Origin of the sequence: Rathayibacter tanaceti (assembly GCF_001634385.1) — a bacterium.
Lineage (GTDB): Bacteria > Actinomycetota > Actinomycetes > Actinomycetales > Microbacteriaceae > Rathayibacter > Rathayibacter tanaceti.
On record NZ_LIIN01000102.1, the window covers coordinates 1 to 10,533 of the forward strand.

Sequence of the window (10,533 nt, forward strand, 5' to 3'; positions counted from 1 at the left end):
CCCCTCCACCCGCCGGCTCGGCGGAGGGAGGGCCCTTCCGTCGCGCGGGACCGGACCCGCCGCCGACGCTCAAGCGGACGGTTCAGCCGTCCGCGACGGGCGGGCGACGCAGCACCAGCCGCGCGGTGAGCCCGCCACCCGGAGTGTCCACCAGCTCGATCCCGCCGTTGTCGTGCTCCACGAGCTGGCGGGCGATCGCGAGCCCCAGTCCGGAGCCGCCCGGCGCCGTGCTCCAGAAGCGGTCGAAGGCGCGCTCGCGCTCCTCGGCGCTCAGGCCGGGCCCGTCGTCGACGATCTCGAGCACCACCCGGTGCTCCTCCGACCGCGACCGCAGCGCGACCCGACCGCCGCCGGCGCTCGCTCGGAGCGCATTGTCGATCAGGTTGTCCACGGCCTGCTCGAGGTGTCCGGGAGTCGCGAGCACGGGCCGCTCCGGCGCGGGGTCGAGTTCGAGCCGCACCCCCGCCTCCTCGGCCGATGCCTGCCAGAACGACCAGCGCGCCTCCAGCACGGCCGTGGCGTCGACCGTCTCACGGGGTCGCGTGGACGCCTGGCTCTGCGCGAGCACGAGCAGGTCCGAGACGAGGCGGCTCAACCGGCCCGCCTCTCCCAGCGCCCGATCGACGGTCACCCGGTCGGCGCGGTCCTCGAGGCGGTCACGGAGGGTGTCGAGGCTCAGGCGCAGCGCGGTCAGAGGGGTCCGCAGCTGGTGGGAGGCGTCGGCCGCGAAGGCCTGCTGCGCCGAGAGCAGCCGGTCGATCCGGTGTGCACCGTCGTTGAGGGTCTCGGCGAGCCTGCGCGTCTCGGGCGGCCCGACCTCGGCCGGGTCGAGTCTCACCTGGAAGTCGCCGCGCGACATCCGCCCCGCCATCGCGTCGAGCAGCCGCAGCGGGCGAAGGAGCGAGGTCGCCACCACGGCGCCGGCGAGTCCCGAGAGCAGCAGCACCACCGCTCCAGCGCCGAGCCGGAACAGCCAGACGCCGCGGAGCTGCTCGTCGACGGGAGCGGTGGGGAGAGTGAGCCGCACCGCTCCGACGGTCGCGCCCTGCTCCGTCATCGCGGGTACCGTCACCCGCAGCCCACGCTCGCCCAGGACCGAGTCCGGGACGATCCGCGCGCGCTCCTCGCCCGCCAGTGCGGCGGCGAAGTCGGAGTCGCCGGCGCTCGCCACCTCTCGGCCGAGCGCGGGGCGCAGGTCAGCGCCGATCAGCTCGACCCGGCCCTGGGTCTGCCGCTCGACCTCCTCGCGGAGGCGCTCGACGGCCGGGCGCGCTCCGCTCGACGAGGCCGGGTCGGCCTCAGAGGCCGGCGCGAGCAGCACGGCGATGGTGCGCGCCTCGCGCAGGGCGATCTCGCGCTGACCCTCCCGGAGCTGCTGGTCCAGGTTCACGGCGACCGGGACGGTGAACGCGATCAGAGCAAGAGCGACGATCAGGAGGTACGACGCCACGAGTCGCCGGCGCATCAGGGGCGCTCCAGTCGGAACCCCACGCCCCGGATCGTCGTGATGGCCGCCGCCGGCCCGAGCTTCTGCCGCAGAGCCGAGATGTGGACGTCGAGCGTGCGGGTGGAGCCGAACCAGTGGCTGTCCCAGACCTCGTCGATGAGCGCCTCCCGGGTGAGGACCGTCCCGGCGCCGCGGGCGAGCGCGACGAGCAGGTCGAACTCCTTGGGTGCCAGCGCCAGCTCGGCGCCGTCCGAGTGCACCCGGCGGGCCGCGACGTCGATGCCGAGCCTGCCCAGGGCGAGCGGCGGGGCGGTGAGGTCGCTCCGAGCGGGATCGGCCGACGCGCGCCTCCGACTCACGGCGCGGATGCGCGCGATGATCTCGCGCACCCCGAAGGGCTTCGCCACGTAGTCGTCGGCACCGACCTCCAGGCCCGCCACCGTGTCGATCTCGTCGCCCCTGGCGGTGATGACGATGATCGGCACATCGGAGTCGGCGCGGATCCGTCTGCAGACGTCCAGCCCGTCCATGTCGGGGAGGCCGAGGTCGAGCAGGACGACGTCCGGCACCGCGGCGTCGAGCGCCTCCTGCCCCGTGGTGACCCCGGTCACGTCGTACCCGTAGCGTTCGAGCCCCTCGGTCAGCGAATCCGCTATCGGAGGATCGTCTTCCACGAGCAGGATACGCACGGATCAGTGTCCCATCGGTGTCTGGAGGAGCGCCTCGCGGTCACCCCGCGGCGGGCTCCTTGGAGGAGTGGTGCTCGACGATCTTCCACTCGCCGTCGATCTGGGCGTAGACGAAGGTGAACCGGGCCGGCACGATGTCGCCGCTCGCCCCCATCGTGAAGGTGTAGAGCCCCGAGAGCGAGGCGTTCCCGTCGCCGAGGTCGCGCACGACGCTCTCGGTGATCACTCCGGAGGGCTGGTTGTCGAGGAAGGAGTCGAAGTAGCCGAGCCGCTCCTCGGGGGTGTCGTGGACGCCGGGCGAGACGGTCGGCAGGAGCACGGCATCCTCCGCGTAGTGCGCGTTCACCTGCTCGGGGTCGCCGGTGGCCAGGGAGGCGTTCCACGCGTCGAACTGCGCCAGCACCTCCGCCTCGGACGGGGCGGCGGGCGCGGCCTCGTCGGGTGAGGCCTGTGCCGCCCCGGCGCTGAAGCCGGTGAGCGCGACGATCGCTGCCGCAGGGACGGCGAGCAGGAGGAGGACGGGGCGGGTGCGTCGGGGGCGGGAGGTCATCGGGTGGTCCTTCGCGTCGAGATCCGGCAGTGCCGGTCCGGCGGGTCGCCGGCGCATCTACTCTCTCGAGAGCCCCGTCAGCGCCCCGTCACCGCAGTGTCAGCACTCCGTCAACATCCCGCATCAACTGGTCGGCGACAGCAGGTCGGCGTGGTGCAGCTCGGCCACGTTGGGGTGGGCGCGGAGGCGATAGCGCAGCGCGTTCTCGCCGTACGTCTCGAGGATGGGCGCGTTCGTCGGGTCGACGGACAGGCCCGACTTCAGCTCCTCCGGCAGTGGCAGAGAGGGCATCGTCGCCGACAGGGCCGGATTGAAGAAGAACGGGATCGAGACGCGGTCGGTGCCGATCAGCGGCGAGATCACTCTGTGCAGCGTGGCCTTGAGGTAGCCGCCGGTGGCCAGCTCGAGCATCTCGCCGATGTTGACCACGAAGGCCCCCGGCAGAGCGGGCGCCTCGATCCACGAACCGTCGTGCTCGACCTGCAGGCCGCCCTTGCCCGGCTCGACCAGCAGCAGCGTCAGCACGCCCCCGTCACGGTGCGCTCCCACGCCCTGCTTGGGCTCCGGGTCGGAGGTGCCCGGGTAGCGCACGACCTTCACCAGCGAGAAGGGCTTCTCGGCGAACGCCTCGTCGAACACGTCGGCCGGAGCGTCGAGGGCGACGGCCCAGGTGCCGAGGAGGCGGATGGCGACGGCCGCGAGCTCCGCGTGCCAGCGCTCGAAGACCTCGCGGAACTCGGGCAGCGCCTCGGGCCACAGGTTCGGGCCCTCAAGGCGCTCGTAGTCGGGGACTCCGGGGCCGGGCTCGACCGCCGCACGGTCGATGCCGATGTCGACCTGCTCCCGGTAGTCGACGTCGCCGTTGGTGAGCTCGGCGCCGAAGCGGGTGTAGCCGCGGAACTGCGGGCTGAGGGTGTTCTCGATGGCCAGCTTCTCCTCCTCAGGCAGGTCGAAGAAGCGACGGGAGACGGCGACGACGTCGTCGAGGAGGTCCTGTGGCACGCCGTGGCCGACCAGGTAGAAGAAGCCCACGTCGTGCGTGGTCTCGCGGAGGTCGCGGCGGAAGGCGGCGGCCTCCGCCTCCCCCTGGTCGAGGCGGGACAGGTCGAGGATCGGCAGGGAATCGGTCATGCATCGAGCCTCGCGCAGGAACCTGCGTGTCAGTCGATTGTTACGACAACCAAAACGGCAGGCCCGGTCGGCACGCGGAGGAGAGTCCTCCCCGCACCGGCGGGGCCCGCCGGGAGCGCCGAGTGTTACGGCGTCGGCATGCCGCCGTTGACGTGCAGTGTCTCGCCGATGACGTAGCTCGACTCGGGCGAGGCGAGGAACACGTAGGCGGGGGCGAGCTCGGCCGGCTGGCCCCAGCGTCCGAGCGGCGTCTGCGAGCCGACCTCGGGCAGCTTCTCGGGAGGCTGGCCGCCCGCGGTCTGCAACGGCGTCCAGATCGGACCGGGCGCGACGACGTTCACGCGGATGCCCTGGGGGGCGAGCTGCTGGGCCAGCGCCTTCGAGAACGTGTTGATCGTCGCCTTCGTGCTGGCGTAGTCGACCAGCATCGGCGACGGCTGGTAAGCCTGGATCGACGAGGTGCTGATGATCGCGGAGCCAGGGGCGAGGTGCGGCACGGCCGCCTTCGTCATCCAGAACATCGCGTAGACGTTGGTCTTGAAGGTCTCGTCGAACTGCTCGTCCGAGAGATCGAGGAAGTCCTCGACGTGCTGCTGCTTGCCCGCGTTGTTGACGAGGATGTCGAGCCCACCCAGACGCTCGACGGCCGTCGCGACCGCGCCGACGGCCACATCGTGATCGGTGATGTCGCCCGGAATGGCGACGGCCTTCCGGCCCGCCTGCTCGATCAGCGCGACGACCTTCTGCGCGTCGCTCTCCTCCTCGGGGAGATAGACGATCGCGACGTCGGCGCCCTCGCGGGCGTAGGCGATCGCAACGGCCGCGCCGATGCCCGAGTCGCCACCGGTGACGAGTGCACGGCGCCCGGTGAGGCGTCCGGAGCCGCGGTAAGTCTTCTCGCCGCGGTCGGCGAGATCGTCCATCGCGGAGTCGAGACCCGCCCCCTCCTGGTACTGCTCCTCGGTGTCGATGCCGGCGTACATCGCGGTGGGATCCTGGAACGTGTACTGGTCCTGCGCGGAGGAGCCGGTGTTCTCGGAGTGCTGGTCGTTCTCGGTCGTCGTGGGCTCGTTCTCGGAAGTCATGTCTTCGACGCTAGGCGGGCGGATCGGACAGTCGCGCGTGCTTGACAGACCCGCTCCGGCGCGGCACGGCCGGCACCCAGGTGTCGTGACGGGGTCGGAACCGCGAGAATGGACGGGTGACCCGCGACGACTCCCTGTCCTTCGACACCACGGCGGCGCTGCCCGGCTGGCAGCACGCCTACTCGGGCAAGGTCCGAGACCTCTACACGCCCGACGACGCCGACCCGGTGATCGGCGCCGAGCGGATGCTCGTGGTCGCCAGCGACCGCGTCAGCGCCTACGACCACGTCCTCGAGCCCGGCATCCCCGACAAGGGCGAGCTGCTGACGTCCCTCTCGCTGTGGTGGTTCGGGCGGCTCTCCGACGTGCCGAACCACCTCCTCCCCGGCGAGGTCCCCGAGGAGGTTCGTGGCCGGGCCATGCTCGTGAAGACGCTCGACATGTTCCCGATCGAGTGCGTCGTCCGCGGCTACCTCTCGGGCAGCGGCTGGAAGGAGTACCGGGCGACGGGCGCCGTCTGCGGCGTGCGGCTCCCAGCGGGCCTGAAGGACGGCGACCTCCTGCCCGAGCCGATCTACACTCCCGCCTGGAAGGCCCCGCAGGGCGAGCACGACGAGAACATCACCTTTGAGCGCACCGTCGAGATCGTCGGCGAGGAGGCGGCGGAGGCGCTGCGGTCCCTCTCGCTGAGGGTCTACGACGAGGCCGCGTCGACCGCGCTGGAGCGCGGGGTCCTGCTCGCCGACACGAAGTTCGAGTTCGGCGTCGACCGCCGGAGCGGAGTCGTCACCCTGGGCGACGAGGTCCTCACCAGCGACTCCTCCCGCTACTGGGACGCCGAGGCCTACGACGCAGGGACCCGCGGGCAGTCGTTCGACAAGCAGATCGTGCGCGACTGGCTCACCGACAACTGGGACGGTCAGGGCCTGCCCCCGACGCTGCCCAGCGAGATCGTCGAGCGCACCGCGGCGCGCTACCGCGCGCTCGTCGACCGCCTGGTGCACTGAGGCTCTGGAACGACCCCGATGGACGACGACCACCCCCAGGTCCGGCTCGCCACCGGCGGCGGTGATCCCGACGAGGCCCGCCACCGCCTCGCCCGGCTCTACAACGGCGACGAGTGGCAGGCCGCCACGACCGCCTCCGAGTTCACGTACCGCTACGCCGCCATCGGCGATGCGGGGATGACGCTGCGCACCTCGCGGATGTCCGGTCGCCTCGCCGGGGTCGTCGGCGACTCCGACGACGTCGTGGTGCAGTGGATCGTGGGAGGCAGCGCGCGGCTCGATCTCGGCCGCAGCTCCCTGACGATGGAGGCGAACCGGCCGGTCCTCTTCCCCGTCGGCCGCTCGTTCGCCTTCGACTACGTCGACTTCGACCAGCGTCTCGTGCACCTCGACCGGGGAGTCGTCGACCGCGTCGCCGCCGAGTGCGGGCTCCTCGGTCTGCTCGCCTTCGACTCGGAGCACCGTCCGGAGGAGCGCGCGCTGCGCCGGTGGCGCGCCGCGGTCGCCGCCTCCGCCCGAGCACTCCGCAGCGAACGCGTCGAGCCGCTGCTGTGGGACGAACTCACCCGGCGGACCGTTTCGGCCCTGCTCGAGCTGTATCCGCCCGAAGCGGCGCCCGCGCCTCCCGAGCTGCTCGCACCCCGCAACGCCCGGATGCGCATCGCCGTCGAGTACGTGCACGCGCACTGCGCCGAGCCGATCGGTCCGGCCGAGATTGCGGAGGCGGCCGGGCTCACCGTGCGCGGACTCCAGTCCGCGTTCCAGCGGGTGCTCGGCGTGCGGCCGATCGCCTACCTCCGCTCGGTGCGCCTGGACCGGGCCCGCGTCGAGCTCACTGTGGCATCTCCGCACGACGCCACTGTGGCGTCGATCGCGCGACGCTGGGGCTTCGGCAATCCCGGGCGCTTCAGCGCGGCCTACGCCGAGCGCTTCGGCGAGTCGCCGAGCGCCACCCTGCAACGCTGACAGTCAGTCCACGGGCTCGGGCCGCGGCTGCCCCTCAAGGATCCTGCTCAAACCGTCCAGGAGCGTCGCGACGGTCGCCGCCTCCGCCTCGGGCACGCGGGCGACCATCGCCCGGATCCGGTCGTACGTCGGGTGGTCCGTGCCGAGGATCGCCTTCTGCGCGCGGGCGGTCAGGCACAGGATGCGTCCGCGGCCGTCGGAGGGATCGGGGGTTCGGTCGACGTAGCCGGCCCTGCCAAGACGGTCGACGAGGAGGGAGACCGCCGCAGTCGTGATCGAGAGGGCCGCGGCCAGATCGACCGCGCGCACGATCTCGTCGTTCCGTTCACCGATCCCGATGATCCGCAGCGCCGCCAGATCCGTGGTGCCGATGCCCAGGCGCCGCTCGACACGGCCGTCGTAGTCGCGCTCCGCCGTCCGCAGTCGCTTCAGCAGGGCGAACAGGTCTGGTCGAGCGTCCATCTGAGCCTTCCGAGTGGCAGGCGCCCGTGCGGGAACTCGCTGCGCCTATCGAATCACCTCCCGACGGCCTCGATCGCGGGTGTCCCGAAAACGCAGTCGACAGCCGCGCCAGTAGTCAACCCACTTAGCAATACCTACAGTCGGTGCAGCGGCGCATCTCCATCGCGCCGCAGAGGGCTACGGAGGTGCGCGATGGGACGACTGCTCTACGGCGGGCCGGCCAGCTCCCACGCGTTCGACGACCGTGCACTCGCTCATCTGCAGACCATCATCACCTCGCGATTCCGCCGCGGCGAGGGCTTCCTCCTGACGATCGAGGACGAGCAGGACCGCCGCTCCGAGCTGTGGCTGCATCCCGGAATCCCGACCCGGTACGAGTACGACGGCCCCGAGCCGGTCGAGCTGAACCCGCAGTGGCTGCGCGAGCTGTCCGCCGCGTCGAACGGACGCCGCGGACTCCATCTCCTCCCCGAACCCTCGTCGAGAGACGACCTCCCTGTGAAGAGGATCACCGCATGAGCGACCACAACGGCACCCTCTTCCGACGCGGAGGCACCGTCCGCTTCGTCCGCTGGATCTCCTCACGAGACGGCGGCTGGGCTCCCGAGATCGTCAAGGGCCGGTACCTCCAGCGCGACGACCGCGGGTGGCTGGTCGAGATCGAAGGCGTTCCCACCGTGCTCGCGAAGGACGACTGGGCCGTCTACCGCTGATCGCGGGCGGACCGTACTGTATCGTCGCGCTCGGCTCCTCCGCCGACCGTTGCCGGCCCACACCGGCCCTCTCGCTCGCACTGACCGGTCTACCGACGCCGCGGTGGCCGCGCCGATCGGAGCGGGTATCGGCGTCGTCACCGCGACCGTCGTCTACGGCGCACTGCTCGCGGTCGTCGCGGTGGGTCTCGCGCGACGGCTCAGTGGGCTCCTGGACCGCGAACAGTCCTCGGAGCCCGCCGTCCGCGAGCAGGTGTAGCGCCCGACGATCAGGTGTAGAGCGTTTCCGGTACGTCGAGGCCGTAGATCGCCCGTCCGGAGGACCAGATCACCGAGCAGGCGGCGCGGAGCAGGTCGTTCGCATCGTCGCCGGCGTCCACGATCACGACGGAGTCGCCCTCGAGCCGGACCTTCGCGCCGCGGACCGCGTGCGTTCCGTTCTTCGCGATCGTCGTCGCCGGGTACGGCAGCTCCAGTTCGCGCAGGTCGCCGAGAATGTACTGCGGGCGCAGCTTCGGCTCGGCGGCGAGAAGCTGTTTCGCCCGGTCGATCCCGGTCAGCACATGCGCGCTGTCCATGCCGGCGGCGTTCGCGCCGGCGATGTCCGTGTCGAGCCGGTCGCCGATGAACAGCGGATTCGCGGAGCCGAAGCGCGCGGTCGCCGCGTCGAAGATCGCCCGCTCCGGCTTGCCGGCGACCACGGGGAGGCGGCCGACGGCGGTGTGCACGGCCGAGACCAGCGTGCCGTTGCCGGGAGCGATGCCCCGCGCCACCGGGATCGTCCAGTCTGTGTTCGTCGCGACCCACGGGATCCCCGTGTGCAGCGCGAAGGAGGCCTCCGCCAGCTGCTCCCAACCGACCGTGGGCGCGAAGCCCTGGATCACGGCCGCGGGCGGCTCTTCCGCGCTGCGCGTGACGGTGAAGCCTGCGCGCTCGACCTCGGAGGTGAGGCCCTCCCCGCCGACGACGAGGACCGTCGCGCCCGCCGGCACCAGCTCGGCCAGCAGCACGACGGCGGCCTGCGGCGAGGTCACGACGTCCTCCGGCCGCACGCTCAGCCCGAGATCGGTCAGGTGTCCGGCCACGGAAGCGTCGGTGCGGGAAGCGTTGTTGGTGATGTAGCCGACGCGGACGCTCTCGCTCGCACGGTTCAGGCTCTCGACGGCGAAAGGAATCGCGTCGGCGCCCTTGTAGACGACTCCGTCCAGGTCGGCGAGGACCGCGTCCCGGCCCTCGAGCGGCGAGGGCTCAGTCCTGGCGCTGCTGCGGAACATCGGCGTCCTCCTCGATAAGCGTGGCGGTTGGGTTGAGGGCGGGTGCGTCCGGCGCGACGTCCGGGTCGGGCTCGTCGGCGTCGGGCTGCCCGATGTCAGGCGCGGAGGCATCGGGCACGGAGGCATCGGTCTGCCGACCGGTCGAGGGGGCTGCCTCGTGCTCCTCCTCGATCACCTCGATCGTCTCGTCGTCACCGCCGCCCTCGGCCGCGAACACTGCCCGCTCCGCGATGTCGGCGCGCCGCTGCCAGACGGCGGCCTCGTCTGCACGACCGAGCTCCTCGAGCACGAGCGCGTAGGCCGAGAACAGCGCCGGGCTGTACGAGAAGGCGCGATCGGGATCCAGCTGGGGGATCTCGAGCTCCATCAGCGCCAGCTCCGGCTGACCGAGGTCGAGCCGCGCGCCCGACATAGCGATGGCCAGCGACACCTGCGCTCCCGGGCTCAGCGACGACCGGTCGATCGACCGGCCGAGTTCGAGGGCCTTGTCCGGTCGGCCTACTCCGCGCTCGGAGTCGACCATCAGCGGCACCTGCTCGTCCGACCCTGAGATGCGGCGGAACGTGCGCAGCTCGCGCAGAGCGAGCGCGAAATCTCCGGTCGCGTAGGCAGAGATCGCGAGCGACTCCCGCACGACCGCGATCCGGCCGGCACGACGCGCAGCCGAGAGCACGTGCCGGTGCGCGAGCTCCGGGTCCTCCTCGAGGAGGCGGCCGGCCATCACCAGGTGCCGGGCCACCCATTCCGCGTTGTCCTTCGACAGCTCCGCAGTTCGTTGCGGGCGACCTTGTCGAGGTCCTTCGGCTGGACGTCGTCCGGCAGGTCCGGATCGTCGTGGCGTGGACGCACCGACTGGAGCGAGCGACGCTCGCGCTCCTCCTCCGTCAGCTCCGGCTCGTCGCGCTGCCCGCCGCGGCCTCCTCCGAGGCTCTCTCGGCCTCGGCCACCCCCCGAGCGCTCCCCCCCTCCGCGACGCTCGTCCGCCCAAGGGCGGGCGCCGCCATCACGACCGCCGCCTCGGAACGGAGGACGCGAGTCGCCCTCCCGGCGCGGACGGGAGTCACCGTCCCGCTGCGGACGCGAGTCGCCACCGCCACGGTACGCAGGACGCGGTTCACCCTCACGCGGGGGACGCGCGTCGCCGCCGCCACGGTACGCGGGACGCGGGCCGCCTTCGCGGCTCGGACGAGAGTCACCACCACGCTGAGG

General features: G+C 71.9%; 14 protein-coding genes. 6 read left to right on the forward strand and 8 right to left on the reverse strand.

Annotation, left to right across the window (positions count from 1 at the left end):
• Positions 1-82: 82 nt before the first annotated feature.
• The 5 genes from ACH61_RS11655 to ACH61_RS11675 all read right to left on the reverse strand — a co-directional run bounded on the left by ACH61_RS11655 (position 83) and on the right by ACH61_RS11675 (position 4,800).
• Positions 83-1,465 (reverse strand): sensor histidine kinase, encoded by a 1,383-nt coding sequence (locus tag ACH61_RS11655; protein WP_068212240.1) that lies wholly within the window; start codon positions 1,463-1,465, stop codon positions 83-85.
• Complete coding sequence (locus ACH61_RS11660; RefSeq protein ID WP_277871439.1) at positions 1,465-2,121, reverse strand: response regulator transcription factor; 657 nt, start codon at positions 2,119-2,121, stop codon at positions 1,465-1,467. Before ACH61_RS11660 ends, ACH61_RS11655 begins: the two co-directional genes overlap by 1 nt.
• Before the next feature lie 55 nt (positions 2,122-2,176).
• The gene (locus tag ACH61_RS11665; RefSeq protein ID WP_068212253.1) at positions 2,177-2,686 is read right to left on the reverse strand and encodes an SgcJ/EcaC family oxidoreductase; all 510 of its coding nucleotides are present in this window, start codon (positions 2,684-2,686) and stop codon (positions 2,177-2,179) included.
• Positions 2,687-2,809: 123 nt separating this feature from the next.
• Positions 2,810-3,817 carry an isopenicillin N synthase family dioxygenase gene (locus ACH61_RS11670; protein WP_068212243.1) on the reverse strand — a complete coding sequence of 336 codons (1,008 nt, stop codon included), beginning with the start codon at positions 3,815-3,817 and terminating at the stop codon, positions 2,810-2,812.
• Between the two features lie 125 nt (positions 3,818-3,942).
• Positions 3,943-4,800 carry a glucose 1-dehydrogenase gene (locus ACH61_RS11675; protein ID WP_068212254.1) on the reverse strand — a complete coding sequence of 286 codons (858 nt, stop codon included), beginning with the start codon at positions 4,798-4,800 and terminating at the stop codon, positions 3,943-3,945.
• 218 nt (positions 4,801-5,018) lie between these two features.
• Here ACH61_RS11675 and ACH61_RS11680 point away from each other — a divergent pair, with 218 nt between their 5' ends.
• Positions 5,019-5,909 carry a phosphoribosylaminoimidazolesuccinocarboxamide synthase gene (locus ACH61_RS11680; protein ID WP_236713657.1) on the forward strand — a complete coding sequence of 297 codons (891 nt, stop codon included), beginning with the start codon at positions 5,019-5,021 and terminating at the stop codon, positions 5,907-5,909.
• Positions 5,910-5,927: 18 nt separating this feature from the next.
• On the forward strand, positions 5,928-6,875 hold the full coding sequence (locus tag ACH61_RS11685) for an AraC family transcriptional regulator (RefSeq protein ID WP_068212244.1): 948 nt from the start codon (positions 5,928-5,930) through the stop codon (positions 6,873-6,875).
• A gap of 3 nt (positions 6,876-6,878) precedes the next feature.
• On the opposite strand, the gene ACH61_RS11690 is transcribed toward ACH61_RS11685, so the two are convergent.
• Complete coding sequence (locus ACH61_RS11690) at positions 6,879-7,337, reverse strand: MarR family winged helix-turn-helix transcriptional regulator (RefSeq protein WP_068212245.1); 459 nt, start codon at positions 7,335-7,337, stop codon at positions 6,879-6,881.
• A gap of 192 nt (positions 7,338-7,529) precedes the next feature.
• Between ACH61_RS11690 and ACH61_RS11695 the strand changes: the two genes are divergently transcribed.
• From ACH61_RS11695 to ACH61_RS17455, 3 genes are all read left to right on the forward strand, one after another.
• Entirely contained in the window at positions 7,530-7,856 is a 327-nt protein-coding gene (locus ACH61_RS11695; RefSeq protein WP_068212246.1) for a DUF7882 family protein, read from the forward strand.
• Positions 7,853-8,050 (forward strand): hypothetical protein, encoded by a 198-nt coding sequence (locus ACH61_RS11700; protein WP_068212247.1) that lies wholly within the window; start codon positions 7,853-7,855, stop codon positions 8,048-8,050. Before ACH61_RS11695 ends, ACH61_RS11700 begins: the two co-directional genes overlap by 4 nt.
• Positions 8,051-8,153: 103 nt before the next feature.
• The gene (locus ACH61_RS17455; RefSeq protein ID WP_158286128.1) at positions 8,154-8,309 is read left to right on the forward strand and encodes a hypothetical protein; all 156 of its coding nucleotides are present in this window, start codon (positions 8,154-8,156) and stop codon (positions 8,307-8,309) included.
• A gap of 10 nt (positions 8,310-8,319) precedes the next feature.
• Here ACH61_RS17455 and ACH61_RS11705 read toward each other — a convergent pair whose 3' ends face one another.
• Positions 8,320-9,324, reverse strand: coding sequence for an HAD-IIA family hydrolase (locus ACH61_RS11705; RefSeq protein WP_068212251.1), 1,005 nt, complete (start codon positions 9,322-9,324; stop codon positions 8,320-8,322).
• Complete coding sequence (locus ACH61_RS11710; RefSeq protein WP_236713658.1) at positions 9,299-10,063, reverse strand: hypothetical protein; 765 nt, start codon at positions 10,061-10,063, stop codon at positions 9,299-9,301. Before ACH61_RS11710 ends, ACH61_RS11705 begins: the two co-directional genes overlap by 26 nt.
• A gap of 95 nt (positions 10,064-10,158) precedes the next feature.
• Here ACH61_RS11710 and ACH61_RS18475 point away from each other — a divergent pair.
• Positions 10,159-10,533: hypothetical protein (locus tag ACH61_RS18475; protein ID WP_236713659.1), on the forward strand; the 375-nt coding region annotated here is incomplete at its 3' end.

Excerpts from the sequence above, each read along its gene's own strand:
- ACH61_RS11700 (WP_068212247.1), top strand. The coding sequence starts at position 7,853 with ATGAGCGACCACAACGGCACCCTCTTCCGACGCGGAGGCACCGTCCGC.
- ACH61_RS11655 (WP_068212240.1), bottom strand. The coding sequence starts at position 1,465 with ATGCGCCGGCGACTCGTGGCGTCGTACCTCCTGATCGTCGCTCTTGCT.
- ACH61_RS11665 (WP_068212253.1), bottom strand. The coding sequence starts at position 2,686 with ATGACCTCCCGCCCCCGACGCACCCGCCCCGTCCTCCTCCTGCTCGCC.
- ACH61_RS11685 (WP_068212244.1), top strand. The coding sequence starts at position 5,928 with ATGGACGACGACCACCCCCAGGTCCGGCTCGCCACCGGCGGCGGTGAT.
- ACH61_RS11705 (WP_068212251.1), bottom strand. The coding sequence starts at position 9,324 with ATGTTCCGCAGCAGCGCCAGGACTGAGCCCTCGCCGCTCGAGGGCCGG.
- ACH61_RS11675 (WP_068212254.1), bottom strand. The coding sequence starts at position 4,800 with ATGTACGCCGGCATCGACACCGAGGAGCAGTACCAGGAGGGGGCGGGT.
- ACH61_RS11670 (WP_068212243.1), bottom strand. The coding sequence starts at position 3,817 with ATGACCGATTCCCTGCCGATCCTCGACCTGTCCCGCCTCGACCAGGGG.
- ACH61_RS11690 (WP_068212245.1), bottom strand. The coding sequence starts at position 7,337 with ATGGACGCTCGACCAGACCTGTTCGCCCTGCTGAAGCGACTGCGGACG.
- ACH61_RS11695 (WP_068212246.1), top strand. The coding sequence starts at position 7,530 with ATGGGACGACTGCTCTACGGCGGGCCGGCCAGCTCCCACGCGTTCGAC.